The sequence below is a fragment of the Paraburkholderia fungorum genome, assembly GCF_900099835.1.
Taxonomy (GTDB): domain Bacteria; phylum Pseudomonadota; class Gammaproteobacteria; order Burkholderiales; family Burkholderiaceae; genus Paraburkholderia; species Paraburkholderia fungorum_A.
Genome location: NZ_FNKP01000001.1, coordinates 876,110 through 899,838, shown reverse-complemented (window position 1 = coordinate 899,838; position 23,729 = coordinate 876,110). Strand labels below are relative to the sequence as shown.

The following is a 23,729-nucleotide window of genomic DNA, read 5'->3' as shown; positions in this document are numbered from 1 at the left end:
CCAGTGAACTCGCATCGATCAAGCAACACCAAGCATGGTTCGGCTTGCGATATCGCCGATGCTTCCGTTTTGCTCACGGCAAGCTTCGAGTGACCTTGCAGCCGGACGCCCCCTTCCCGGGACGTTAAAACGAACCTTTATGAACACTACACAAGATCTGTCGATCGTTTCATTAGTACTCAACGCGAGCCTGCTGGCGCAGGCCGTCATGGCCCTGCTGCTGTTGCTGTCGCTGCTGTCGTGGACTTTCATCTTCCGCAAGTGGTTTGCGATCCGCCGGGCGCGGGCGCAAACTGAACGCTTCGAACGCGATTTCTGGTCGGGCGGCGACCTGCAGGCGCTTTATCAAAGTGCTGCGAACAACCGCCATACCATCGGCGCGCTGGAACGAATTTTCGAATCCGGCATGCGCGAATTCCTGAAAGGCAAAGAAAAGCGTCTGAACGATTCAGGCGCAATTCTCGACGGTGCACGGCGCGCGATGCGTGCCGCGTTCCAGCGTGAGATGGACGTGCTCGAAGCCAATCTCGCGTTCCTCGCGTCGGTCGGCTCGGTCAGCCCGTACATCGGTCTGTTCGGTACGGTCTGGGGGATCATGAACGCGTTCCGCGGCCTCGCCAACGTCCAGCAGGCCACGCTCGCGAACGTCGCGCCAGGCATCGCCGAAGCGTTGACGGCCACCGCGATCGGCCTGTTCGCGGCCATTCCGGCTGTCGTGGCTTACAACCGCTACGCGCACGACATCGACCGTCTGGCGATCCGTTTCGAGACCTTCATCGAAGAATTCTCGAACATTCTGCAGCGCCAGGCACAGTAAGGAGTCCACGATGGCAGGCTCTCGTTCCTCCAGCATGCGCGGCTCGCGTCAGCGCCGCGCGATGGCCGACATCAACGTCGTGCCGTACATCGACGTGATGCTCGTGCTGCTCGTGATCTTCATGGTGACCGCGCCGCTGGTCGCCCCGTCGATCGTCAATCTGCCGACCGTCGGTGGTGCCGCGCCGCAACAGCAAACGCCGCCCGTCATCGTGAACATTCGCGCCGACGGCAACATGAGCGTCAAATACAAGGACGACTCCGGCGCGCAGCAGCAGGAAAACATGACGAAGGCGGATCTGAACGGCTTTATCGCCGACCGGGCGGCATCGCATCCTGACCAGCCGGTTGTGATTGCCGCCGACAAGACCGTCAAGTACGAAGTCGTGATGAACGTGATGTCCGAGCTGAAAGGCCAGGGCGTCAAGCGCGTTGGATTGCTCGTCAAATCGCAATGATCCGCAAGAATTCCGAATACCCGCTCCAGCCACCGCGTGAACGCGGCACCGGGCGAGCCTTTGCGTTCGCTCTGGTGATGCACGCGCTGCTCGGGTTCTTCCTGTACCACGGCATTCAGTGGCAAAACAGCACGCCCGCAGGCGCGGAAGCGGAGTTGTGGACCGAGGTGCCCGACACGGCGATCCCGCATCCCGTTCCGCCGCCGCCCGCGCCGGTCGCCCCTGCCCCGCCGGTGCCCGACGAACAGGCCGATATCGCGTTGCAGGAAAAGAAACGCCAGCAACAGGAAGCGGCTCGTCAGGCGCAACTGGCTGAACAGCAGCGCCAGCAGAAACTGCAGGCTCAGCAGGAAGCCGATGCGAAGCGTCAGCAGCAACTGGCCGCCGATCAGGCTGCACAGCTCGCAGCGCAAAAGGCCGCGGCAGCGAAACTGAAGCAGCAACAGCAACAACAGCAGCAACAGGCCGAGAAGCTGAAACAGCAGCAACTGGCCGAGCAGCAAAAGCAGCAGCAGCTTAAAGAACAGCAGCAGGAACAACTGAAGGAACAGCAGCAAAAGCAGGCCGAAGCCGACGCGCAGAAGAAAGCTGATGCGCAGAAGGCAGCGAAGGCCAAAGCGCAGGCAGATGCTGCGGCGCAAGCGAAGAAGATGGATGCAGAGCGGCGCGCACGTCTCGCCCAGATGATGGGTGGCGCGGGCGACAGCTCGAGCGGCAACGGCCTGGCGAAGAGCGGCACGGGTAGCGGTTCAGGCGGCACGGCGACATCGCCGGGTTACGCAGACAAGGTGCGTCGCGCGGTTCGCCCGAACATCTCGTGGGGCGGCGAAACGGCTGGTCTTGAAACTGTCATCTCCGTACGCTGCTCGCCGACCGGCACCTTGCTGGACGCAAGCATCTCGCGCAGCAGCGGCAATGCAGCATGGGATGACGCCGCATTGCGGGCCGTCCACCGGACCGATCCGATGCCTCAGGATATCAACGGCAAAACGCCGACGAGTTTCCTGATCACGTTGCGCCCGGCAGGTTGATTGCAGCAAGTTTGACTGTCAGTTGACGGCAGATATGGTGCCCCGTTCGCGGGGCGCGCTCGGGAACGAATTAGTTCTTTTCGGGTCTGTCTGCTGTCGTGAAGTGTTAGTAAAACCGTTTTTTGGGGAAACCATACAGCATGAGTTTGATGACCAAGCTAGGCCTGCGGACACTTGTAGCGTCGTGCCTGATCGCCGTTGGCGGTGCAGCCAACGCACAACTCAACGTACTCGTGACGGGCGTCGGGTCCACCCAGTTTCCAATCGCCACGGCGAATTTCGCCAATGAGGCGAATTCGCCGCAGCAGGTCAGCACGATCGTGCGTCAGGATCTGGAGCGCAGCGGAAAATTCACGAACATCGACGCGGGCTCCACGCCAGTGTCGGAAACCGATTCCGTCGACCTCGGCAGTTGGAAAGCCAAGGGCGCGAATGCGTTCGTGTCGGGCAGCGTGAACCGCCTGCCGAACGGTCAATACGAAGTGCGCTTCAAGCTGTACGACACCGTCAAGGGCGAAAGCCTCGGCGGCCTCGTACTGGTGAGCCCGGCAAGCGGTTTGCGCATGAGCGCGCACAAGGTCGCCGATTACATCTACGCGAAGCTGATGGGCGGTCGCGGTGTGTTCGCCACGCGTCTGTCGTATGTGATCAAGACGGGCGGCCGTTATCAGCTGCAAATCTCGGACTCGGACGGTCAGGACGCGCACATCGCGCTGTCGAGCCCCGAGCCGATCATCTCGCCGGCGTGGTCGCCGGACGGCACCAAGGTCGCTTACGTTTCGTTTGAAAAGAAGAAGCCGATCGTCTACATCCACGATCTGCCTACGGGCCGTCGTGTGGTCGTGTCGGATCAGAAGGGCAATAACAGCGCGCCGGCGTGGTCGCCGGATGGACGCACGCTGGCCGTCGCGCTTTCGCGCACCGGCAACACACAGATTTTCGCCGTCAATGCGGACGGCAGCGGCTTGCGCCGACTCACGCAAGGCAGCTCGATCGACACCGAGCCGACCTACTCTCCCGACGGTCAGTCGATCTATTTCACGAGCGACCGTGGCGGTGCACCGCAGATCTACAAGATGTCGATCCAGGGCGAAAGCGCAGGTCCTGCGCAACGCGTCACGTTCACGGGCAGCTACAACACCAGCCCGCGCGTGAGCCCGGACGGCAAGCAGCTCGCTTATATCTCGCGCGTCGGCGGCGGGTTCAAACTTTATATCCAGGACCTGCAGGGCAACACAGCCACAGGCCTGACGGACACGACACATGACGAATCGCCGAGCTTCGCGGCGAACGGTCAGTACATTCTTTACGCCACACAGGTGAACGGCCGTGGCGTGTTGGCCGCAGTATCGACCGACGGTCGCACTCGGCAGGTCCTGTCCGTTCAGGGCGGCAGCGTGCGCGAGCCGTCCTGGGGCCCGTTTATGCAATAACGTTGATGCAATAACACAAGGAGAGTAACCAAAATGATGTCCAAACTTCGTTTCGTATTTGCTGTATTGATGGTCGGCGCGCTGGCTGCATGTCACTCGGGCGTCAAGCTCGACGAAAATGCTAACAAGGGCGGTGCAGTTTCGACGCAACCGAACCCGACCGATGTCGCACAGGTCAACGTCGACCCGCTGAACGACCCGAATAGCCCGCTCGCCAAGCGCAGCATCTATTTCGATTTCGACAGCTACTCGGTGAAGGACGACTACCAGTCGCTGCTGCAACAACACGCGCAATACCTGAAGAGCCACCCGCAACGTCACGTCCTGATCCAGGGCAACACCGACGAACGCGGCACGAGCGAGTACAACCTGGCACTCGGCCAGAAGCGTGCTGAAGCTGTTCGCCGTTCGCTGTCGCTGATGGGCGTTGCTGACTCGCAAATGGAAGCTGTGAGCCTCGGCAAGGAAAAGCCGCAAGCTGACGGTCATGACGAATCGTCGTGGGCACAAAACCGCCGCGCCGACCTCGTGTATCAACAGTAAGTCAACGGGTGATGAGCCGAATGACGCATCGTTTCTCCTGGCCGCGGTTTGCGGCAGCGGCCTGTGTCGCAGGCACGGCCTTCGCGGCTGTGCCCGCACATGCAGGCATCTTCGACGATGATCAGGCCCGTCAGGCCATTCTTGATCTGCGTTCGAAGACCGATAGTTTGTCGAGCCAGCTGTCGGCCGCACAGCGCACGATCCTCGATCAGTCCAACCGTCTCGATCAGCTGAATCAGCAGGTCGCGACGTTGCGTGGGCAGAACGAGGACATGGGCAACCAGCTCACCACGCTGCAAAAGCAGCAGAAGGACTACTACACCGATCTGGACACGCGCCTGAAGAAATTCGAGCCGCAGCAACAGACGGTGGATGGCGTTCAGGGCCAGGTGCAGCCGGGCGAAACCGATTCGTTCAATGCGGCTTCGCAGCAGTTCCGCAGCGGCGACTTCAAGAATGCGGCGGCGTCGTTCCGCAGCTTCATCTCCAAGTATCCGGACAGTCCTTATCAGCCGACCGCGCAATACTGGCTCGGCAACGCGCTGTATGCACTGCGCGATTACAAGGGCTCGACGGCGACCTGGCAGGGTGTGGTGGCGAAGTATCCGCAGCATCCGCGTGCGCCGGAAGCATTGCTGGCGATTGCGAACAATCAGCTCGAGCAAGGTCAGAAGGCTGCGGCCAAGAAGACGCTGGAGCAGATCGTCGCACAGTACAGCGGCTCGGATGTCGCACAGACAGCGCAGAGCAAGCTGTCGCAGATCAAGTAGTTGCGGTTGGGTAGTTGCAGTAACGCGCAGTGTCCGAAGCTATAGTCACGCGCGCCTCTCGCTGAAGAGCCCGGGGTAAACATACCTCGGGTTTTTCATTGTTTGAAGTATCGATAGTTAATGTTCAGCCAAAGGGTTGACAGCCTCCAAAGGCTATCGATATAATCTCGCTTCTCTTTTGGGTCGTTAGCTCAGCTGGTAGAGCAGCGGACTTTTAATCCGTTGGTCACAGGTTCGAATCCCGTACGGCCTACCAAAGATACGAAGGGCTTGCACGCGTCAGCGTCGCAAGCCCTTTTCTATTTCCGCGTGGAATTTTCCTCTCGCCTATAACGTAGCCCGATCGCGATGTTGGGTTCTGCGCGAAATGCGCTCAACATAGGCAATGCTTGTTAGCCCCGTCTGCTTCGCGACGCTGCGCTACATCGTTTAAGGCCGTCAACTCCACTCGACATTCGTCGCAGTTCGCCTGGACACGCGCAACGCACGCCGACAAATGTCCGCACGACCTTCAACACCTCGTTCACGAAATAACTCTCGACTCTCTGCATGACCCGGAGCGCGCGAGGCGAGCCTACATCGCAGTGGAAGCGTGGCGGCGTCGGATTGTCCGTTGAGAGGCTCGCATTACCCCAGCCACAAACTCCCAGCTGCGACTCCGAGCGAGTAAGAAACCAGGTCGCCCGCGAGGCCACAACATCAGCACCTAAGCATCCAATCCCGCCACATCACCCGCGTATCTGTACAAATAATAAAAACAAATATTAAGCATAAATTCTCCATCTCCAAATTCCACTCAGCACCAGCCAGCATCACCTTTAACAGAGCGCGCCACAACCGCACTTCGCCCTCGCTGTGTCCCAGGGTATCTCCCTAATAAATGAAGCGATATTATTGATTAATAATATTAACAACCGAACGAACCCAATCGCCGGTTGCTGCACAACAACAATTGGAGACGACAATTGCAAGCCGCGCCGAGCTTCAACCTTCTCCCGTTGTGCCAAACACTCACATCTGAACACTCGACTCAGCCGCCAACGCAAACGTATGCGAGCGCAACTTCCCGCCCACCGACAGTAGTCCCGTAACAGAAGAGCAGCGCCGACGCTCCCGACGACGACAACTAGCCGCTTCAGCCGCCGGAACAAAGGCAAACGAAACAAAAACGGAACAGACCCAAACCGGCATTACCCCGCAGCACGCACTCGAGTCAGCAATAGTCATCGATACAGGCATCCAATTTATTCCGCTGTCCTAACATGCACCGGGCATCTCAAGAATGTCCGAGCAATAAGGAGGAGATGATGAAGTCAAGAAGAACCGGCTTACTTTCCGCTTTACTGATGCTGCCAATCCTGCTCGCCGCGTGTAATGGCGACTCCAACCCCGCGTCATCCCAGTCGCAAAACAGCAGCACGTCGCAGCCATCTACGCCATCCGGCAGCGGTTCGTCGACATCGACGTCGGACACCTCCGGCACAGGAACAGGCACAGCGACCCCGCCAGACACCGACGCCGCAGCCCCCCCTGCTCTCCCCTGCGATGCCGCATCCGACGCCGGCACCGCCTGCGTCGCTGCACACAGCGTGACGCGACTGCTGACGAAGAACTACACCGGCCCCCTGTTCCAGGTCCAACGCGCATCCGATAAAGCCACGCAGGACGTCTACGCATACACGGCCAGCACCTTGCCCAGCGGCGCCGACAATAAGCTGCTCGGCTCGGCCAACGTGAACAGCGTCAACACGTTCTGCAACAACACGACCTGCACGGTCTCCGATATCTACGACCAGATAGATCTGGTCGCGCCGCTGAAGGGCGGCGCTTTCGGCAACGTGCCCGCCACGCTCAAACTCAATTCGGACGGCACCGAATCACTGGTCGTCACGACCGGCGCTCCGGGTTCCACCACATCGACGATGACAGTGCCGGTCCTCAACGGCTTCGCCACCATCACGCTGCCGGGCACCAGCGGCACGTTGACCGTTCAGGTCCACACGGCTCCCATGCTGACCACCCAATCGCCGACTCTCGCTTTGACCATCGGTAACGACTTGCCTGCGCTCTCCGGCGGACAGGCTGCGCTGAGCTACATGACGCTGGGCCAGGGCGTGCAGATTCCAGCGTTGGGCACAGTCGGCGGACAGGCTTATCGCAACCGCATCGGCACGGTGAACCAGTCGATCGGCGACTCCGAAATCGCGGAATACATGGTGGCGGGCGCGCAGTACGGCCCGGCGTCCGGCTGCTGCGGCACCTACGGCAACATGGAAGACAGTGCCGATCCCAGCACCTATGCGAAGGGCGAGATCGAAGGTGAAATGTTCGGCCTGGCCTTCTCGAGCGGCAACGCCGCCGTGTTCGGCTATTGCGACGGCTATACCGGCGTCTCGCCGCTCAGCTCGGGGAGCTGCAAGGGCGTGAACTGGCCGGGCGTCGACGCGGAAGCGGGCGTCTATCTGTACGGTCCGCAACAGCCCGCCAACGCGAACTTCGTGACGGTGCTGTCGAAATACTCGCCGGTGACGCAGTCCAATCTCTTTGCCGTGAAGAGCGGCGATGCATCGCAAAGTGTCCTCACGCCGGTCTTCGATCAGGCGCCGCCCGAAGCGTATAACTTCTTCAACGATGCAGGCCATGCGTTCAACGGACAATGGCAAGGTGGTCTGTCGCTCGGCGAAGGTGGCGACGGCAGCGCAGCGCCGATCCAGTTCTTCGAAGGCGCGGTGATCGCCAAATCGACATCGAACGCAACGGACGATGCGATCCAGGCGAGCATCGCGAACTTCTACGGCCCGACGACCGACAAGACGGCGGCCGCCTGTTCGGCGAATAACCTGATCAACTCGCCGCTGAGCCTGGCATCGTCGAATGCGTGGACGCAAGCGAACGGCGCCACGGCAGCGGTCGCGACGGACATCTCGGGAACCAGCACGTACGCGGCAACGTTGACGAACGCGAACGGCAACTCGATCGCCAACATCGACGAAACGATCCGCGTGCAAGGCGGCCAGAGCTACACCTTCACCGACTACGTCCTCGCGACGACCAACGCAACGGTGTTCCCGGGCGGCTCGGTTCAGACCGATGGTCCGAACGGCGCGGAAGTTCCGTGGGTGCTCAACACGAACACGGGCGCGATCGTGCAAGGTACGTGGGGTTCGGGCAAGCCGACCTCGCTGACCGCGGTGAAGTCGGGCAACTGGTGGAAGGTGACGATGACGTTCACTGCACCGGCTGGAGCGAACAACGCGCAAGTCTTCATCGATCCGCCGACGTCGAGTGCGGCGGGCGTCCGCTCGCAACAGGCGCAAGGGCTGGCGGCGACGCATTTCTGCCCGAGCCTTTCGATGCCGTCTATGGGGACGTGATAAACGTCAAGGACTGACTTGCCGACACACGGAAAGACGGGCGGGGAAACCGCCCGTCTTTTTATTTGCCATTGCGGTTGAGACTGCGGTCCACTTTCCGGCTTACCGAGTGAATCGGCTCAAAGGAATTCGAGGCACACCGCGCTCGAAACCGGATAGTCGTAACCCGTGAAGTTGAGTTCGCCAGTCTGCGCGTCGATCGAGAATACGCGGATGAACGCCTCGTCCTGCGATGCCGCCAGCAGGTATTTGCCATCGGGCGAGACGGCCAGATCGCGCGGCGTGCGGCCACCGAGACTCCACGTGCCGATCGGCGTCAACGAACCGGTCGTTTCGTCGACACGCGCGCCGAAGATCGAATCGTGTCCGCGATTGCCGACATAGACGAAGCGTCCCGACGGATGCAGGCGCATGCCGCCCGCGCCGCTATTCCCGGCGAAATCTTGCGGCAGACTCGACACTTCGCTGACGAGCGACACGTCGTCGCCGTCGAGCCGGTACATCCGCACAGTCGACGACATTTCGTAATTGACCAGCATGTAAGCGCCGCTGTCAGTGAACAGCAGGTGACGCGGCCCCGCGCCCGGCGCCGCCATGACCGTCTGATCGGCAACCGGATTCACGTTCGCGCCATTCAACGGATGACGCACGACCGCATCCACACCAAGGTCGGCCAGATAGACATGGCGACGATCCGGGCCGACCCGCGCGCAATGAGCATGCGGGCCGTCCTGACGATCGCTGTCCGGCCCCGTGCCGTCACGGGTCAGCACGACCGGCTCGCCTGACGGCACGCCGTTCGCATCGAGCAAATACGACAGCACTTCGCCAGTCAGATAGTTCGATACCAGCAGCAGCGAGCGGTCGTTATCCACCGAGACGTGACACGGCCAGACGCCTTGCGTGGGCGTGTCGTGCAACAGTGTCAGCGTGTGATTTGCCGCGTCGAGTTCGTAGGTGCTGACGCCCGGGTTGTCTTCGGCGTTGACCTCGCGGACCGCGTACAGCCTGCTTCGATCCGCCGACAACGTCAGATACGACGGATTCACCGCTTCTTCCACAGCGAGTTCACTGAGACGGCCCGTCGACGGATCGAAGCCCAGCAGATAAATGCCTCTCCCCTTGCCATCTACATGGGGCATTTTCAGGGTGTATGTGCCGACTGCCAGGATTGCCGCTGCGGTTTGCTGCTGAGTCACGTCTGTCTCCTCGATTGATATGGGCGTGCTGTATCGGCGCCCACGCTGCGAAATATTACGCTACGCGTGCCCACACGAAATTGCGTTCCTGAATGGCGACTGTCATCGACCGGTTTGGTCGCGCTGACATCCGGCGAGTTCGACAATCACATCGAGTGAGGATCGATAAGCCGTCAACACCTCGCCGAACACTTCAAGCCCTATCGCATTCCTCACGAACAAGACCGCATTTTCTCACGCTGCCTACCGCCGTTTCGCCGATACCAGTCAGCCATTTCCCGCATCAGACTCAGCATCACGGACGACATACAACGGACGCCCAAGCTCGCCATTTATCGAGATAGAAAGATATGCAATGATCGCCGCCGATCCAGCCAGGCATGCTGAGACATCGCGCGAGCAAACGCTTCGGCCATGCCGCGGCCCTGCATATTCAATCAATCGATATGACCCATTTCCTGCTCGATCTCGTCTCGAACCTCGCGCTGCTTGTGATCGTTCGGATTGCGTGTCATCTGTATAACCGGTTCGCGCCGGGGCGGCCGGTCAATGGCTCTCACGTGTTCGTCACGCTCGCGCTGTTCGCGCTTCTTCTCGATGCAGCGCTGACCTTCGTCGTGTTCGCGGATTCACAAAGCCGCTACGGCCAGTTCAGCTCGCCCGATGCGTTCGTCGAACGAGCCTGCGCGTATGGACTCGCGATTGCTGCCGCCGTCGTGTGGAGTTACGTCGCCCGCCGTGCGCGGCCGCGGCAGGTTAGCGCCGACAAGCCGGTTGCGATCAGCACATCGCAGTATTCGGAGTCGCATCTGCATAGGTAGGACGAGCGCCGTGCAGCTTGCGCCACACGCCACAAGATTCAGCGCCGGAAAGACGCCTCACATTCGAAAGACGCGCGCGCCGCTCGCCCGAACAGACAACCGCCAGAACACTTGCCATTCCCGCCAGGCCGCCCTCCTCGCGGTCTGGAACGGTCCTTGCACATGCGCGCGCCGTCGCCTATAACTCCCGAAGACCGAGAGTTACCGCTTGCGCCCCTCGCCGGGCATTTGCCGCTGTATTGCGCCACCGTCGTTCAATCAGTCGAAGGCAACTTACCCAACGAGGGACATCTTGGATCTCGATACCGTACGCGTGTTCATCATGACCCGGGGCGTCGACCTCGGCACCAAGGTTCTCGGGGCAATTGTCCTGTGGATTGTCGGCCGCTGGGTTATCGGCCTGATCACCGGTTTGCTGCGCAAGGTGCTCGCGCGCAACGGCCGCGTCGATCCCACGCTGGCTCATTACCTCGGCTCGATTCTCGGCGCCTTGCTGAACCTCCTGCTGATCCTCGCGATCCTGCAGGTGTTCGGCGTACAGACAACCTCGTTCGCTGCGCTGCTCGCCGGTCTAGGTCTCGCGATCGGCACCGCCTGGGGCGGTCTGCTCGCCCACTTCGCGGCGGGCATCTTCATGCAGGTGCTGCGGCCGTTCAAGGTCGGCGATTTCGTCACCGCGGGCGGCGTCACCGGTACGGTTTCGGAGTTGGGTCTGTTCGGCACCACGATCGTGACGCCGGACAACGTGACGACCATCGTCGGCAACAACAAGATCTTTTCAGACACGATCTCGAACTTCAGCGTGCTGCCGGTACGTCGCGTGGAACTGACCGCGAAGATCGCCAACGGCGTCGATCCCACCGATGCGATGAACCGGTTGAAGGCGGCGGTTTCGCAGATTCCGAACGTCGCCACCGATCCCGCTCCCGACATCGAAGTGTTGAGCTTCACGCCGGAAGGGCCGCTGCTATGCGTGCGTCCTTATACGGCCAACGAACATTACTGGCAGGTCTATTTCGACACGAACCGGACGATTGTCCAGACCTTCAAGGAAGCCGGTTATCCGACGCCGGAGACGCCGCTCGCACCGCGCGCGATTACCTGAGCGCGATGAGCTTATTCGCGGCGGCGGGCTGTTAGTGGCTAGTTAAGAGATCTTTGGCAACACCCGCATGCGCCGCTGATTCCAGACCGCAACTATCGACCAACGCAAAATGAAAAAAGGCGTCGCGAATCTCGCGACGCCTTTTGTTCGTCAGCGCCATTCATGCAGCCCTGACGCATCTCCGCAATAGCGCTTTAGCGGCTGCCTGCCTTCGCGTCGCCCTTGCGCAACATCTTCCACAACGCGCCGAGCAGAACCGGCACGATGGCCGCGCCGATACCCACCAGCACGATCACATTCAGATACTGGCGAATGAACGGAATGTTGCCGAAGAAGTAGCCGAGCAACACGAGCAGCAGCACCCACAACAGCGCGCCGATGATGTTGAACAACTGGAACCGGCTGACCGTCATCTCCGACGCGCCCGCCACGAACGGCGCGAAAGTCCGCACTACCGGAATGAAGCGCGCGAGCACGATCGTCTTGCCGCCGTGCTTCTCGTAGAAGTTGTGCGTCTTCTGCAGCGCTTTGCGGTCGAGAAAACGTTCGAGAAAAGGGATGTGCGAATTGAACACCCGCGGTCCGATAGCCCGGCCGATCATGTAGTTGACGGTATTGCCCGCGACCGCTGCGATCAGCAGCAACAGGATCAACGCGCCGAGGTTCATCTCACCGGTCGCGCAGAACGCGCCGCCGATGAACAGCAGCGAATCGCCAGGCAGAAACGGCAGAACGACCAGGCCCGTCTCGGCGAATACGATCAGGAACAGCACGGCGTAGACCCAGGCGCCGTACACGTGAATGAAGTCCCCGAGGAACTTGTCGATATGCAAGACAAGATTGACGAAATGTAGCAACGTGTCCAAGGGGGCGTCCTCTGTTGAGCGTTGTGAAAACGGGGGTAATCGTGGAATACAGCCCGCGAAATACAGCCATGCGCGGCAGACTTGCGAACGATAGCGGCAGATAGCAACGAGCGCATGCTCGCCGCCCGAAATTGACCGCGTCATGATACCGAAAGTGCCCGGCCGCGATTAAAAATCTGCGGCCATTGAGTGCGCTCCCCGGCACGTCGTGACGAATCGTTATAATTTCGCCATGTCCGAATTTTCCGAAACGCCCGTCGGCTCCGCCGCTGCGGCCCCAGTGTCCGCTGCAGCTTCTGATGCCTCGTCTGCCGCGGCTTCTGCCAGAACGCCGCGCCCGTTACGCGCGATCCAGCCGCTCCCCGATCAACTGATCAGCCAGATCGCCGCCGGCGAAGTGGTCGAGCGGCCGGCTTCCGTCGTCAAGGAGTTGCTGGAAAACGCGCTCGACGCGGGCGCGCAGACGCTGCGCATTCTGCTCGACGAAGGCGGCGTCAAACGGATCTCAATCACCGACGACGGCTGCGGCATTCCGGAAAACGAACTCGCGTTAGCGTTGATGCGTCACGCGACCAGCAAGATCCGCTCGCTCGCCGAACTCGAAGCGGTTGCCACGCTCGGGTTTCGCGGAGAAGCGCTGGCCTCGATTGCGTCGGTCGCGGAAATGACGATCACCAGCCGCACCGCCGACGCGCCGCATGCCGTGCGCGTGGACGCGCAAACCGGCGTGCTGAGCCCGGCGGCCGGCACCCAGGGCACGACGATCGAAGTGCGCGAGTTGTACTTCAACACGCCCGCGCGCCGCAAATTCCTGAAGAGCGAACAGACCGAACTCGGCCACTGTCTTGAACAGATTCGCCGCGCGGCACTCGCGCGGCCGGACGTCGCGATTTCGGTGCTGCATAACGGCAAGGCGGTCGAACACTGGAATGCGAGCGAACCGCCGGTGCGCGTCGCGAAGATTCTCGGCGAGACGTTCGCGACTGCCCATTTGCCGCTCGATGAATCCGCGGGTCCGCTGGCTGTTTATGGCTGCGCGGGTCTGCCGACCGCGAGCCGGGGCCGCGCCGACCAGCAGTATTTCTTCGTCAATGGCCGCTTCGTGCGCGACAAGCTGCTCACCCACGCGGTGCGCGCCGCTTATGAAGACGTGCTGCATGGCGATCGATATCCGTCGTATGTGCTGTTTCTCGATCTGCCGCCTGAGGGCGTCGATGTGAACGTGCATCCGTCGAAGATCGAAGTGCGGTTTCGCGATTCGCGCTCGATCCACCAGTTCGTATTCCATGCGGTGCAGCGCGCGTTGGCGCGGCATGCGGGCGCATCACCGGAAACGACGTCGGGTGGACACGCGGCGCACCTGGAAGCGCCGGCCGGCAGCCCGGCTTCGTTTGGTGCGACGCCGTTGGGTGGCGCGGGCGTGGGCGGTAGCGGCTTTGGTTCGCCAGTGGGTGGTGGCTTTGGTGGCTCGGGCGGCGGCTTCGGCGGCTCGGGTGGCAACTCCGGCAGCGGCTTCGGAAGCTCATCGCAACCCGGCAACACGTGGATGCGCCAGGCGCGTATGACCCAAGGCACGTTGCCGGTCGCACAACCGCTGGCGTTTTACGACGCACTCTTTGGCCGCAAAGACACACAGTCGGGCACCGCCGAGGGCGCCACGCTTTTCGAAGCACGCGACTCCGCCGCTGAAAATTCATCCCCGTATAACGCATCGGCGCCTTACACGTCGCCCTCGTTCAACGCTCACGACGAGCAGCCGCTCGGCTTCGCGCTCGGCCAGATCCACGGCATTTACGTGCTCGCGCAGAACGCACACGGGCTCGTCATCGTGGACATGCATGCCGCGCACGAGCGCATTCTGTACGAGCAGTTCAAGAACGCGCTCGCCGATCGCGCAATCGCCGTGCAGCCTCTGCTGATTCCGCAGACGATGCCCGCCGATCCGATCGAAATCGGCACCGTGGAAGAAGAACGCGACACGCTCGACGCGCTCGGCTTCGACCTCGCCGTTCTGTCGCCGACCACGCTGGCGATCCGCGCGGTGCCCGCGTTGCTGAAAGACGCCGATCTGCAGGCGCTCGCGCGCGCGGTGCTGTCCGATCTGCACGCGTTCGGCGGCTCGCGCGTGTTGACCGAGCGTCAGCACGAACTGCTCGGCACGCTCGCGTGCCACCACGCGGTGCGCGCGAATCGCCGCCTCACGCTCGATGAAATGAACGCGCTGCTGCGTCAGATGGAAGCGACCGAGCGCGCCGACCAATGCAATCACGGGCGTCCGACGTGGTATCAGTTGACGCTGTCCGATCTCGATCGGCTGTTCATGCGTGGGCAATAACGTGCTGCATCCGGTTTGCCCATGACATTACGTCCTTCTTCCGACGCGCCCACGCCGATCCCCTGCCTGCTCGGCCCGACCGCATCCGGCAAGACCGCGGCCGCGCTGGCGCTGGCCGCGCGTCGTCCGGTGGAAATCATCAGTGTCGATTCGGCGCTGGTTTATCGCGAGATGGATATCGGCACCGCGAAGCCCACCGCCGACGAACGCGCGGTGGCGCCGCATCATCTGATCGATATCGTCGATCCGACCGATGCCTATTCGGCGGCGCAATTTCGCGCGGACACGTTGCGGCTGACCGCCGAAATCCATGCACGCGGACGGCTGCCGCTGCTGGTCGGCGGAACCATGTTGTATTACAAGGCGCTCACGCAAGGCCTGAACGACCTGCCCTCAGCCGATCCCGACACGCGCGCCACACTCGACGCCGACGCGGCCCGCGACGGCTGGCCGGCAATGCACGCGCGGCTCGAGTCCGTCGATCCGATCACGGCTGCACGTTTGGCCCCCAACGATTCGCAGCGCATTCAGCGCGCGCTCGAAGTGTTCATGCTGACAGGCCAGGCTATGTCGACTCTGCTCGCCGCGCCCACGCGTCAGGACGACGCCGCGAACGCCTGGCGATTTGTCCCAATTGCGCTGGAACCGTCCGACCGGAGCGTGCTGCATGCGCGCATCGAGAAGCGCTTCGACGCGATGCTGAACAGCGGTTTCATCGACGAAGTGGTGAAGTTGCGCGAACGCGGCGATTTATCGCCCGAGATGGCGTCGATGCGCTGCGTCGGCTATCGGCAGGCGTGGGAATACCTGGATGGCGCGACCGACTACGCGACGATGCGGGACAAGGGCGTGTTTGCTACGAGGCAACTGTGCAAGCGCCAGCTCACATGGCTGCGAAGCATGCCGGAGCGAGTGGTGGTCGATTGCTGCGATCCGCACGCGACTGCGCGGGTACTTGAAGTGGTTGAAACGCTGGTTTGAAGCTTTCCCTGACCGGGAGCTTCGATACGACGAATTCCTGAACTACCAACCCGCACGGCGCCTGCCTTTACAAGCCAGCCGCCGCGCGGGAGCCCCGCCTTTAGATCACAACCGTCTGAGCTTCACCGGCCGCGCTTTCGCGAATCGAGCCGATTTTCCAGACCAGTTCGCCCGCCGCCGACAGCAGACCGATAGCCGTTTCAGCGTCTTCCGCCGACACCACCACTGCCATGCCGATGCCGCAGTTGAACACGCGATGCATTTCCGCATCGGCGACGCCGCCGTGCTTTTGCAGCCACGAGAACAGCGGCGGCAGCGGCCATGCGCGATGATCCAGCTCAGCCGTCAGACCTTCGCGCAGCACGCGCGGAATGTTTTCGACCAGACCGCCGCCCGTGATGTGCGCCATGCCCTTGATCGCGATCTGCTGACGCAGCGCCAGCAACGGCTTCACGTAAATATGCGTCGGCGCCATCAGCGCGTCGGCCAGCGAACGGCCGTCGAAATCGGCGTTCAGATCAGGCTTGGCACGCTCGATAATCTTGCGCACCAGCGAAAAACCGTTCGAATGGATACCGCTCGATGCCAGACCCAGCACCACGTCGCCCGGGGCAATCGTGCTGCCGTCGATAATCTCGCTCTTTTCGACCGCACCGACCGCGAAACCGGCCAGATCGTACTCGCCGTCCGGGTACATGCCCGGCATTTCCGCCGTTTCGCCGCCGATCAGCGCGCAACCCGACAGTTCGCAGCCGTAAGCGATACCCTTCACGACCGTGGCCGCCGTGGCGACGTCCAGCTTGCCGCACGCGAAGTAGTCGAGGAAGAACAGCGGCTCGGCGCCTTGCACCAGAATGTCGTTCACGCTCATCGCCACCAGATCCTGGCCGACGGTGTCGTGTTTGTTCAGTTCAAACGCGAGGCGCAGCTTGGTGCCCACGCCGTCGGTGCCCGATACGAGTACCGGCTCGCGGTATTTCTTCGGCACTTCGAACAGCGCGCCGAAACCGCCGATGCCACCCAGCACGCCGTCGCGCATCGTCTTTTTGGCAAAGGGCTTGATCGCGTCGACAAGGGCGTCGCCGGCGTCGATGTCCACGCCGGCGTCGCGATACGACAAACCTTGGGCGTCAGGGGCGGCGGATTTCGGTTGATTCATGGGGAAGAGCGAGAAGGTCGGTAAAATGCGATTTTACCCGATGCTGGCCGGCTGGCTGGAATTTGATTCATCCGGTTCCGACGACACCAGGGAAACAAACTTGCAACAAAATTCCTCGATTCTGATGCCGATGCAGCGCCGTGCGCTGATCTGGCTGGTCATTGCACTATGTATCTGCGTGCTGCTCTGGCTGCTGAGCCCGGTGCTCACGCCATTTCTGCTCGGCGCGATTCTCGCGTACATTCTGCAGCCGGGCGTGTCGTGGATGGAACGCCGGCGCATACCGCGCGGCCTCGCAGCGCTCGCGATGATCCTGTTTTTCACGCTGATGATGAGCGTGCTCGTCTTGCTGGTGCTCGCCGTCATCCAGAAAAAGGGGCCGCTGTTGCGCCAGCAGGTGCCCGTGCTGCTCGCGCATGCGAGCGCGTGGCTCCAGCCCAAGCTGGCCATGCTGGGCCTCGGCGATTCGCTCGATTTCGTCAAGATCCGCGAATTCGTGATGACGCAGCTTGAAGGCAGCGCGCAAACCGTCGCGCTGTACGCGTGGACGTCGATCCGCACCAGCAGCAACCTGATGCTCGCGCTGATCGCGAATCTGGTCACGGTGCCGCTCGTGCTGTTCTATCTGCTGTACGACTGGAACCGCATGCTGGCGCGCATTCAGAGGCTGATTCCGCGCCGCTGGCTCGATAAAACGCAGCAACTGGCGCGCGACATGGACGAGATGTTGTCGCAATACCTGCGCGGCGAAGTTCTCGTGATGGTCATCCTGGCGGCATACTACGCGATTGCGCTGAGCGTCGCCGGGTTCGAGATTGCGTTGCCGGTCGGCATATTTACGGGGCTGGCGGTGTTTATCCCGTACCTCGGGTTTGCAACGGGCCTGGTGCTGGCGCTGATCGCGGCGCTGTTACAGTTCGGCAACTGGTACGGTTTCGGCGCGGTCGCGCTGATTTACGGCTTCGCGCAGCTCGTGGAGAGCTTTTATCTGACGCCGCGACTCGTCGGCGAGCGGATCGGGCTGCACCCGCTCGCAGTGATTTTCGCGTTGCTGGCGTTCGGGCAACTGTTCGGCTTTTTCGGCGTGCTGCTTGCGCTGCCGTTCAGCGCAATCCTGTCGGTCGCGATCCGCGAGTTGCGCCAGAGCTACCTGGCGAGCACGCTTTACAACAACTGACTGCTCTTTGACTGTTCTAGGCCCGCTTGAGGGCCGACGCGGCCTTAGCCTCATTTTCGGCATTAACTTACTGTGCTTCGTCAACTGACGCTCGATCTCGGCACCCCGCCGCCATCGACATTCGACAATTTCTTCGCAGGCGCGAACGCCGAGCTGGTCACGCGCCTGCGCGAGCTCGACAACGCGCTCGCCGCCGGACCGGTCGCCGATCGCTCGTTCTACATCTGGGGCGAGTCCGGCAGCGGCCGCACGCATCTGTTGCAGGCGCTGGTGCACGAAGCGTCGCCGGGACATGCGCGCTTTGCCGGTCCGCAGAGCAGCCTCGCCGCGTTCAGCTTCGACCCGCGCGTCGCGCTGTATGCAATCGACGATTGCGATGCGCTCTCCGCCGCGCAGCAGATCGCCATGTTCAACCTGTTCAACGAAGTGCGCGCGCATCCCACCAGCGCGCTGGTCGCCGCGGGCAACGCGCCGCCGATCGGCATGAGCGTGCGCGAAGATCTGCGCACGCGCCTCGGCTGGGGACTCGTGTTCCATCTCGCGCCGCTGCCCGACGAAGGCAAGGCGGCGGTGCTGAAACTGGCGGCACGCGAGCGCGGCCTGATGCTCGCCGACGACGTCCCCGCCTACCTGCTCACGCATTTTCGCCGTGACATGCCGAGTCTGATGGCGCTGCTCGACGCGCTCGACCGCTTCTCGCTCGAACAGAAACGCGCGGTCACACTGCCGCTTTTGCGCATCATGCTGGAAGAACAGCGCGGCGCGCCGGGCCCCGCTGGCGGTTCGTCCACCGGTGCGGTCGCGGGTTCACACGCCGCTTCATCCGCTTCAAGTAAAATAGGCCCCCATGGCTAACCTCGCACTCTTCGATCTCGACCACACGCTCATTCCCACCGACAGCGACCACGAATGGGGCCGCTTCATGGTGAAACAAGGCATGGTCGACGCCGAAAATTTCGCCCGTGAAAACGATCGCTTTTTCGCCGACTACAAGGCCGGCAAGCTCGACATTCACGCCTATCTGATCGCCATGCTCACGCCGCTCGCGAAGTACACGCGCGCGGAACTGGCCGAGCTTCACGCAAAGTACATGCACGAAGTGATCACGCCGGCCATCTTCCCGGTCGCGCTGGAACTCGTGAAGCAGCACCGCGAAGCTGGCGACCTGTGCTGCGTGGTCACCGCCACCAACGAATTCATCACGCGTCCTATCGCGCAGGCGTTCGGCGTCAATGCGCTGATCGCGTGCGAGGTGGAAACCGTCGACGGCGAACCGCATTCGCCGTACACCGGCCGCCCCACGGGCACGCCGAGCTACAAGGAAGGCAAGATCGTCCGCACCGAAGCGTGGCTTGCTTCACTCGGCAAAAGCTGGAGCGATTTCGAGCACAGCTATTTCTATAGCGACTCGCACAACGACATCCCGTTGCTCGAAAAAGTCACCGACCCCATCGCGACCAATCCGGACGACACATTGCGTGCCCATGCGCAAGCCAAAGGCTGGCGCATCCTCGAACTCTTTCAACCCTCGTGATCAAAAAACTTATCCGCAAGCTATTCGGCCAGGATACGGCGCCCGCTGAAGACGCCCAACCCGCCCAAGCCGAAGCAGACGAAACCGGTAGCGCACGCGTGCGTTCGGCATCGACCACGGGCGGCGCTAGCAAGGCGCGCCGCAAACCCGCCCGTACCACCGCTGGCGGCGCTTCCACCGCCAAAGCTGTGCGCGACCCGGATGTGCCGGTCATCATTCCGCACGACGTGCATCGGATCGACCAGGCGCTGATCTCGCGCAACGCAATTCGCGTTACCGAAGGGCTGCAACAGGCGGGGCACCGGGCGTTTATCGTCGGCGGTGCAGTGCGCGATCTGCTGCTCGGCATCAAGCCAAAAGACTTCGACGTCGCCACCGACGCCACGCCCGAGCAGGTACAGAAGCTGTTCCGCCGCGCACGCATCATCGGTCGCCGGTTTCAGATCGTGCACGTGCAGTTCGGGCAGGAGATCATCGAGACCTCGACGTTCCGGGCGCTGGTCGATCCGCCCGCAGCCGATGCGCCGCCGGCACGCCGCCTGAAGCGCGACGAACTCGACCGCCGCACGCACGCGGTGGACGCGAGCGGCCGCGTGCTGCGCGACAACGTGTGGGGCGAGCAGCACGAAGACGCCACACGCCGCGACTTCACGATCAACGCGATGTACTACGATCCGGCCACCCAAACCGTGCTGGACTATCACAACGGCATGGCCGACATGCGCGAGCGTCTGCTGCGCATGATCGGCGACCCGGCCACGCGTTATCGCGAAGATCCGGTGCGCATGCTGCGCGTCGTGCGTTTCGCCGCGAAGCTCGACTTCGAGATCGAAGACAACACCCGTGCGCCGATCGTCGAAATGGCCGATCTGATCAACAACGTGCCCGCCGCGCGTCTGTTCGACGAGATGCTCAAGCTGATGCTGTCCGGCCACGCGCTTGCGTGCCTGAAGCGTCTGCGTCAGGAAGGTCTGCATCATGGCCTGTTGCCGTTGCTCGACGTGGTGCTCGAACAACCCATCGGCGAAAAATTCATTACGCTTGCGCTGAGCAATACCGATGCTCGCGTGCGCGCGGGCAAACCGGTGTCGCCGGGCTTCCTGTTCGCGACCCTGCTGTGGCACGACGTGCAGCAGCGCTGGCAGAAATTCGAAGCGAACGGCGAGTATCCAGTACCCGCTTTGCATCGCGCGATGGACGAAGTTCTCGACATGCAAACCGAGAAACTCGCGATCCACAAGCGCTTCTCGTCGGATATGCGCGAGATCTGGGGCCTGCAGTTGCGCCTCGAGAAACGCTCGGGAAGAAGCGCGCTGAAGCTGCTGGAACACCAAAGATTTAGAGCGGGGTATGATTTCCTCCTGTTGCGCTGCGAATCGGGCGAACTCGACGAGGCGGTCGGTACGTGGTGGACGGAGTTCATCGAAGGAGACATTGCCGCGCGCGAGACATTGCTCACGCAAGGCGGGAAGGACCGGAGCCCACGAAAACGACGGCGGCGCAGCAGTGGCGCCAAAGGCCGCAAGCCGGGCGAGGGAATGGAGGGCGGCACGCCAGCCGAACGCTCAGACGACGACGCGGGCCACGACGGCTCGCACGAAGACTGACACAGCGTTTAGCTGAAGCCGTCGAACGATAGTTGCAGGAAGTTATGCCATGACGGTTGCTTATCTCGGCCTCGGCGCGAATCTCGGGGACGCGCGCCAGACCCTGAAAGACGCAGTGGTGTGCCTCGCACAACAGCACACCATCTCCGTGCTCGCCAAGTCGAGCCTGTATCGCACTGCCCCGATCGACGCGGGCGGTGACGACTATTTCAACTGCGTCGTGAAGGTTGATACGACACTCCCCGTGCGGCATCTGCTGGCGCTATGCCAGAAGATCGAGCATCAGTTCGGGCGCGAGCGGCCGTTTCGCAATGCACCGCGCACGCTCGATCTGGACATCCTGCTGTACGGCGAGCAATCGATCGACGAACCCGATCTGATCGTGCCGCATCCCCGTATGGCCGAGCGCGCTTTTGTGCTGGTGCCGCTGGTCGAGATCGACTCGGCGCTGGTCATTCCGCAACACGGCCGTGCCGAGGCGCTGCTCGGTGGCGTCAGCGATCAACGTATCGAGAAAGTGAAGGGGCCGTGTCAGTGTCCTATGCTCAATGCATTGAGCGCTAACGGTGCAACCGAAAAAGGGCGCTGCGAATGAATTCGCCGCCGCTCACGGTCACGGCGCCGCAACTGCGGCCACCGTTCGGCTATCTCGCGATTGAAGGCCCGATCGGCGTCGGCAAGACTTCGCTCGCGCGTCGTCTCGCTCAACGCTGGTCGATGCAGGAATTGTTCGAGCGTCCGCAAGACAATCCTTTTCTCGAGCGTTTTTATCGCGACACCGCGCGTTATGCGCTGCCCACGCAATTGCACTTCGCATTGCAGCGCGTTCAGCAGACGCAGGAAGTGAACGCCGCGCAAGGCTTGGGCACGCCGCTCATCGCCGATTTCATGACGCAGAAGAACGACATCTTCGCGCGTCTCACGTTGCCGGAAGACGAGTGGCAGTTGTATCGCGCGCTCGCGGCCCAGATCGAAGTCAGCGCGCCCGCGCCGGATTTCGTGGTCTATTTGCAAGCCAGCCCTGAAGTGCTGTTCGCGCGCATCCAGAAGCGCGCCGTGCCGATGGAATTGCAGATTTCCGACGCCTACCTGCGCGCACTCTGCGACGCGTACAACGAATTCTTCTACCACTACGACCGCACGCCCGTGCTGACGGTCAACGCTGAACATCTGAATCCGCTCGACTCGGACGCGGACCTTGCGCTACTCGCCGAGCGCATCGAAACGATGCGCGGCCGCAAGGAATTCTTTGCCAAGGGCACGTCGCTGTAAGCGGCGCGGCCAGCTTTTTTTCCAATGGATTGACCCATGACTTATTTGCAGGAAGCAAGCCGGAGCGCGATCACCGTGCCGAAGCTGCAGGCAATGCGCGACGCAGGCGAAAAAATCGCGATGCTCACCTGTTACGACGCGAGCTTTGCGTCGCTGCTGGATCGAGCGGGCGTCGATACGCTGTTGATCGGCGATTCGCTCGGCAACGTGCTGCAAGGTCAGACGACGACGCTGCCGGTGACGCTCGCCGACATCGCGTATCACACGGCGAGCGTGGCGCGCGCGCGGCCGTCGGCGCTGATCGTCGCCGATCTGCCGTTCGGCACATACGGCACGCCGGAAGACGCGTTCCGTAGCTCGGTGGAGTTGATGCGCGCGGGCGCGCAAATGGTGAAGCTCGAAGGCGGCGAATGGCTCGCTGACACCGTGCGTTTTCTGGTTGAGCGCGCGGTTCCGGTGTGCGCGCACATCGGCCTCACGCCGCAGTCCGTGCACGCATTCGGCGGCTTCAAGGTGCAGGGCAAGACCGAAGCAGGCGCGAGTCAGGTGTTGCGAGACGCGCTCGCGGTGGAAGCGGCTGGCACGCAATTGATCGTGATGGAAGCGATTCCGTCGCAACTCGCGAGCGAAGTCACGAAGCAGTTGCGGATTCCGACGATCGGGATCGGTGCGGGTCTGGATTGCTCGGGTCAGGTGCTGGTGCTGCACGACATGCTGGGTATTTTCCCCGGCAAGCGCCCGCGTTTCGTGAAGGATTTCATGCAGGGACAGCCGAGCATTCTGGCGGGCGTGGAAGCGTACGTGCGTGCAGTAAAGGATGGTTCGTTCCCAGGAACCGAACATACGTTCTGAGTTTTTTCTCTTACTGAGCCGTAGCGGATAGGACCAGACGGGCTTTTTTTCGGCCGTTGTGAGGTCCATCCTACATTGGCTGCAAAACCGGTGGTCTACCTTCGTTTATGTGGCAATGCGGCTCTTCCGCGAGCCGTGTTGCCATGAACCTAAGACGAGGAGAGATCGCCATGAGCCCGTTCTGCCTGATCGACGTCGCAGGAATCCGCGAGCATGCCGAAGTACCGCATGACGTGCATCATTCTGCGTGGCATAAGCGCTTGGGGAACTGGATGAGCCGGGTGCTGCATGGGGGGCGTGGTTGAGGCGATTGTACTGGCGCCAGCTTTGACCAGATGTGCCACGAGTAGGGAGCCATGCAGTTGAATCGCTGCCGCGTGTTGCGTGCGATGGTGA

At 61.8% G+C, this 23,729-nt stretch carries 22 protein-coding genes and 1 tRNA gene; 20 read left to right on the top strand and 3 right to left on the bottom strand.

All coding sequences use genetic code 11. The annotated features are described in order from the left end of the window. Nucleotides 1-139: 139 nt before the first annotated feature. From tolQ to BLS41_RS04010, 8 genes are all read left to right on the top strand, one after another. Entirely contained in the window at nucleotides 140-817 is a 678-nt protein-coding gene (gene tolQ / locus BLS41_RS04045) for a protein TolQ (protein ID WP_012431821.1), read from the top strand. 10 nt (nucleotides 818-827) lie between these two features. After that, the gene (gene tolR / locus BLS41_RS04040) at nucleotides 828-1,274 is read left to right on the top strand and encodes a protein TolR (RefSeq protein ID WP_074763116.1); all 447 of its coding nucleotides are present in this window, start codon (nucleotides 828-830) and stop codon (nucleotides 1,272-1,274) included. Beyond that, complete coding sequence (gene tolA / locus BLS41_RS04035; RefSeq protein ID WP_074763115.1) at nucleotides 1,271-2,305, top strand: cell envelope integrity protein TolA; 1,035 nt, start codon at nucleotides 1,271-1,273, stop codon at nucleotides 2,303-2,305. Before tolR ends, tolA begins: the two co-directional genes overlap by 4 nt. Before the next feature lie 140 nt (nucleotides 2,306-2,445). After that, nucleotides 2,446-3,738 carry a Tol-Pal system beta propeller repeat protein TolB gene (tolB, locus tag BLS41_RS04030; protein ID WP_074763114.1) on the top strand — a complete coding sequence of 431 codons (1,293 nt, stop codon included), beginning with the start codon at nucleotides 2,446-2,448 and terminating at the stop codon, nucleotides 3,736-3,738. Between the two features lie 33 nt (nucleotides 3,739-3,771). Next, a complete protein-coding gene (gene pal / locus BLS41_RS04025; protein ID WP_074763113.1) occupies nucleotides 3,772-4,281 on the top strand; it encodes a peptidoglycan-associated lipoprotein Pal in 510 nt (169 codons plus the stop codon). Between the two features lie 20 nt (nucleotides 4,282-4,301). Continuing rightward, nucleotides 4,302-5,051, top strand: a complete 750-nt coding sequence (gene ybgF / locus BLS41_RS04020; protein ID WP_074763112.1) for a tol-pal system protein YbgF — start codon at nucleotides 4,302-4,304, stop codon at nucleotides 5,049-5,051. Between the two features lie 180 nt (nucleotides 5,052-5,231). Next, nucleotides 5,232-5,307, top strand: a tRNA-Lys gene (locus BLS41_RS04015). A 1,006-nt stretch (nucleotides 5,308-6,313) separates the two neighbouring features. After that, nucleotides 6,314-8,425 carry an arabinofuranosidase catalytic domain-containing protein gene (locus BLS41_RS04010; RefSeq protein WP_366486124.1) on the top strand — a complete coding sequence of 704 codons (2,112 nt, stop codon included), beginning with the start codon at nucleotides 6,314-6,316 and terminating at the stop codon, nucleotides 8,423-8,425. A gap of 119 nt (nucleotides 8,426-8,544) precedes the next feature. On the opposite strand, the gene BLS41_RS04005 is transcribed toward BLS41_RS04010, so the two are convergent. Continuing rightward, nucleotides 8,545-9,624 (bottom strand): lactonase family protein, encoded by a 1,080-nt coding sequence (locus BLS41_RS04005; RefSeq protein WP_074763110.1) that lies wholly within the window; start codon nucleotides 9,622-9,624, stop codon nucleotides 8,545-8,547. A 380-nt stretch (nucleotides 9,625-10,004) separates the two neighbouring features. On the opposite strand from BLS41_RS04005, the gene BLS41_RS04000 reads away from it, so the two are divergent. After that, nucleotides 10,005-10,445, top strand: a complete 441-nt coding sequence (locus BLS41_RS04000) for a hypothetical protein (RefSeq protein ID WP_366486123.1) — start codon at nucleotides 10,005-10,007, stop codon at nucleotides 10,443-10,445. A 292-nt stretch (nucleotides 10,446-10,737) separates the two neighbouring features. Continuing rightward, nucleotides 10,738-11,550 carry a mechanosensitive ion channel family protein gene (locus BLS41_RS03995; RefSeq protein WP_074763109.1) on the top strand — a complete coding sequence of 271 codons (813 nt, stop codon included), beginning with the start codon at nucleotides 10,738-10,740 and terminating at the stop codon, nucleotides 11,548-11,550. A 194-nt stretch (nucleotides 11,551-11,744) separates the two neighbouring features. On the opposite strand, the gene BLS41_RS03990 is transcribed toward BLS41_RS03995, so the two are convergent. Beyond that, the gene (locus BLS41_RS03990; RefSeq protein ID WP_074763108.1) at nucleotides 11,745-12,416 is read right to left on the bottom strand and encodes a VTT domain-containing protein; all 672 of its coding nucleotides are present in this window, start codon (nucleotides 12,414-12,416) and stop codon (nucleotides 11,745-11,747) included. A 232-nt stretch (nucleotides 12,417-12,648) separates the two neighbouring features. Between BLS41_RS03990 and mutL the strand changes: the two genes are divergently transcribed. Both mutL and miaA read left to right on the top strand, forming a co-directional pair. Then, nucleotides 12,649-14,751 (top strand): DNA mismatch repair endonuclease MutL, encoded by a 2,103-nt coding sequence (gene mutL / locus BLS41_RS03985; protein ID WP_074766267.1) that lies wholly within the window; start codon nucleotides 12,649-12,651, stop codon nucleotides 14,749-14,751. Between the two features lie 21 nt (nucleotides 14,752-14,772). Then, a complete protein-coding gene (gene miaA, locus BLS41_RS03980) occupies nucleotides 14,773-15,732 on the top strand; it encodes a tRNA (adenosine(37)-N6)-dimethylallyltransferase MiaA (RefSeq protein WP_074763107.1) in 960 nt (319 codons plus the stop codon). 100 nt (nucleotides 15,733-15,832) lie between these two features. On the opposite strand, the gene purM is transcribed toward miaA, so the two are convergent. Next, nucleotides 15,833-16,891: a phosphoribosylformylglycinamidine cyclo-ligase gene (purM, locus tag BLS41_RS03975; protein WP_074763106.1), complete on the bottom strand. Its 1,059-nt coding sequence runs from the start codon at nucleotides 16,889-16,891 to the stop codon at nucleotides 15,833-15,835. 100 nt (nucleotides 16,892-16,991) lie between these two features. On the opposite strand from purM, the gene BLS41_RS03970 reads away from it, so the two are divergent. The 8 genes from BLS41_RS03970 (at nucleotide 16,992) to BLS41_RS39930 (ending at nucleotide 23,638) form a co-directional block, all read left to right on the top strand. After that, a complete protein-coding gene (locus BLS41_RS03970) occupies nucleotides 16,992-18,068 on the top strand; it encodes an AI-2E family transporter (protein ID WP_074766265.1) in 1,077 nt (358 codons plus the stop codon). A gap of 72 nt (nucleotides 18,069-18,140) precedes the next feature. Beyond that, complete coding sequence (hda, locus tag BLS41_RS03965; RefSeq protein WP_074763105.1) at nucleotides 18,141-18,923, top strand: DnaA regulatory inactivator Hda; 783 nt, start codon at nucleotides 18,141-18,143, stop codon at nucleotides 18,921-18,923. Continuing rightward, the gene (locus tag BLS41_RS03960) at nucleotides 18,916-19,602 is read left to right on the top strand and encodes a histidinol-phosphatase (protein WP_074763104.1); all 687 of its coding nucleotides are present in this window, start codon (nucleotides 18,916-18,918) and stop codon (nucleotides 19,600-19,602) included. The genes hda and BLS41_RS03960 overlap by 8 nt, the downstream gene beginning before the upstream one ends. Beyond that, nucleotides 19,599-21,209, top strand: a complete 1,611-nt coding sequence (gene pcnB, locus BLS41_RS03955; RefSeq protein ID WP_074763103.1) for a polynucleotide adenylyltransferase PcnB — start codon at nucleotides 19,599-19,601, stop codon at nucleotides 21,207-21,209. The genes BLS41_RS03960 and pcnB overlap by 4 nt, the downstream gene beginning before the upstream one ends. Nucleotides 21,210-21,258: 49 nt before the next feature. Beyond that, entirely contained in the window at nucleotides 21,259-21,804 is a 546-nt protein-coding gene (folK, locus tag BLS41_RS03950; protein ID WP_074763102.1) for a 2-amino-4-hydroxy-6-hydroxymethyldihydropteridine diphosphokinase, read from the top strand. Then, the gene (locus BLS41_RS03945) at nucleotides 21,801-22,481 is read left to right on the top strand and encodes a deoxynucleoside kinase (RefSeq protein ID WP_074763101.1); all 681 of its coding nucleotides are present in this window, start codon (nucleotides 21,801-21,803) and stop codon (nucleotides 22,479-22,481) included. The genes folK and BLS41_RS03945 overlap by 4 nt, the downstream gene beginning before the upstream one ends. Before the next feature lie 36 nt (nucleotides 22,482-22,517). Then, nucleotides 22,518-23,333 carry a 3-methyl-2-oxobutanoate hydroxymethyltransferase gene (panB, locus tag BLS41_RS03940; RefSeq protein WP_074763100.1) on the top strand — a complete coding sequence of 272 codons (816 nt, stop codon included), beginning with the start codon at nucleotides 22,518-22,520 and terminating at the stop codon, nucleotides 23,331-23,333. Between the two features lie 170 nt (nucleotides 23,334-23,503). After that, on the top strand, nucleotides 23,504-23,638 hold the full coding sequence (locus BLS41_RS39930) for a hypothetical protein (protein ID WP_290439516.1): 135 nt from the start codon (nucleotides 23,504-23,506) through the stop codon (nucleotides 23,636-23,638). The last annotated feature ends 91 nt before the right edge of the window (nucleotides 23,639-23,729 follow it).

Coding starts and splice junctions, on each gene's coding strand:
- tolQ (WP_012431821.1), top strand. CDS start 140: ATGAACACTACACAAGATCTGTCGATCGTTTCATTAGTACTCAACGCG.
- tolR (WP_074763116.1), top strand. CDS start 828: ATGGCAGGCTCTCGTTCCTCCAGCATGCGCGGCTCGCGTCAGCGCCGC.
- tolA (WP_074763115.1), top strand. CDS start 1,271: ATGATCCGCAAGAATTCCGAATACCCGCTCCAGCCACCGCGTGAACGC.
- tolB (WP_074763114.1), top strand. CDS start 2,446: ATGAGTTTGATGACCAAGCTAGGCCTGCGGACACTTGTAGCGTCGTGC.
- pal (WP_074763113.1), top strand. CDS start 3,772: ATGATGTCCAAACTTCGTTTCGTATTTGCTGTATTGATGGTCGGCGCG.
- ybgF (WP_074763112.1), top strand. CDS start 4,302: ATGACGCATCGTTTCTCCTGGCCGCGGTTTGCGGCAGCGGCCTGTGTC.
- BLS41_RS04010 (WP_366486124.1), top strand. CDS start 6,314: ATGCACCGGGCATCTCAAGAATGTCCGAGCAATAAGGAGGAGATGATG.
- BLS41_RS04000 (WP_366486123.1), top strand. CDS start 10,005: ATGCTGAGACATCGCGCGAGCAAACGCTTCGGCCATGCCGCGGCCCTG.
- mutL (WP_074766267.1), top strand. CDS start 12,649: ATGTCCGAATTTTCCGAAACGCCCGTCGGCTCCGCCGCTGCGGCCCCA.
- miaA (WP_074763107.1), top strand. CDS start 14,773: ATGACATTACGTCCTTCTTCCGACGCGCCCACGCCGATCCCCTGCCTG.
- purM (WP_074763106.1), bottom strand. CDS start 16,891: ATGAATCAACCGAAATCCGCCGCCCCTGACGCCCAAGGTTTGTCGTAT.
- BLS41_RS03960 (WP_074763104.1), top strand. CDS start 18,916: ATGGCTAACCTCGCACTCTTCGATCTCGACCACACGCTCATTCCCACC.
- folK (WP_074763102.1), top strand. CDS start 21,259: ATGACGGTTGCTTATCTCGGCCTCGGCGCGAATCTCGGGGACGCGCGC.
- BLS41_RS03945 (WP_074763101.1), top strand. CDS start 21,801: ATGAATTCGCCGCCGCTCACGGTCACGGCGCCGCAACTGCGGCCACCG.
- panB (WP_074763100.1), top strand. CDS start 22,518: ATGACTTATTTGCAGGAAGCAAGCCGGAGCGCGATCACCGTGCCGAAG.
- BLS41_RS39930 (WP_290439516.1), top strand. CDS start 23,504: ATGAGCCCGTTCTGCCTGATCGACGTCGCAGGAATCCGCGAGCATGCC.